Annotated in this window: 1 protein-coding gene; it reads right to left on the reverse strand. The window is 22.3% G+C overall.

The window, feature by feature from the left end; all coding sequences use genetic code 4:
• Positions 1-41 precede the first annotated feature (41 nt).
• A complete protein-coding gene (locus tag EHV01_RS05500; RefSeq protein ID WP_422066581.1) occupies positions 42-1427 on the reverse strand; it encodes a hypothetical protein in 1386 nt (461 codons plus the stop codon).
• Positions 1428-1492 lie beyond the last annotated feature (65 nt).

Below are 1492 nucleotides of genomic sequence, written 5' to 3' on the forward strand. Positions count from 1 at the left end.
TAATATAGTAATTTTATTTCCATTAGTAAGTATATTATTTTTTATTTTTCCAAATCACAAATTTGTCCAATTGAGTTTATAGCTTTTGAAATTAATGTTCCAAAAGAAGGAATATATTTTGCGCTTTTTGAAATAAAACTGCTACCTTTAGAGCATTTTTCTAAATTTTCATCATCATATAAGTCATACTTAATTTTATTTATTTTTTCTTCCAATGCATTTATTTGTTGTTTTAAACTATTAATTTCTTCTTGCAAACCTTGAACAGTCTTATATAGTTCCTTTATTTTAAATTTATTATCTATTGTTACTAAAATATGATCTAAATTAAGTAATTTATCTTTTAGTTCATTATATTTATCGCCTTTTCATGTTCTTTTTTCTCTTTCAGACTTATGAGGAAAATCTTCTCTAATTTGACGATTAATTTCATTATTTCATTCATCAAAATTTGAATTTCATTTTTGAATTAAATCTTCTTTTTCAATTTTTTCTAATTCTTTATCAAAAGTTTGTTTAGAAATAAAAATTAAACTTTTTTTAAAAGATTTAATCGGATAAACATTACTATCTTTTTTAACATTAATTTTTACTAAAGAATTATTACTAAAATAAGAGTACTTGCTTTTATCAATAATTTCAAATTGTGACGTGTCTAATTTTGAAAACAGTTCTTTGAATCTTTTTAATATAGAATTATTACTATCATTTTCAATTATCCCTAAATTAATATCTCCCGGCTCATTTAATTTACCATCAAAATCTTGTCACATTCTATCAAGTCTAGTGTTAATAAGAAATTCTTCATTATCTCTTATATTTGTTGAAGAATAATGATCTGTATTTGTATAAGATTTTGGATCAGAAATTATTGGTAAACTTCCCACAATTCTTATTCTTTTGGTTCTGTCACTTTCTTCTCAAACCTTATTTACCTTTTCCCAATTAAATCATATTATTTTTGCGACTAATTCAACTTCTGTGCCACCTATTGCAAAAAAACCTCTTTCATAATTACTATTAAAAAGTTTATTTTTAAATTCACGTGAAAAAAAATCTACTTTGCATAATTCTTCATCATAATTCAGTGTAGATTTTAGAAAAGAAAGAATCTCTATATTATCGTAAAATTTATCGCAATTCAATAATAGAGATTCATAATATAAAACAATAATTTCTTCTCAAAAATTAGGGATAAGAGATAAAAAAAACTCATCTTTTCCTAAAAAATGATATTTTGATTCTATTTCATTCTTTTCGTATACATCTCTTTTATTTCTATTTAAAGTTTTTAAATTATTTATTTGCAAATAATTAAATTTACTATTTATTTTTTCTTCTTTTTGATAAGGACTAGCGGCAATTGTTATTGGTACAGCAGTTCCACTAATTGTTAATACACTTAATAAACTAAGTAATTTTTTCATACTTGTTTTTCTCCTTTTCTTAATCTTAAAACTTTTTATCAAGATCTACCTGCATTATATATATA

The sequence above is a fragment of the Spiroplasma sp. hy2 genome (assembly GCF_044714365.1).
GTDB lineage: Bacteria > Bacillota_I > Bacilli_A > Mycoplasmatales > Mycoplasmataceae > Spiroplasma > Spiroplasma phoeniceum.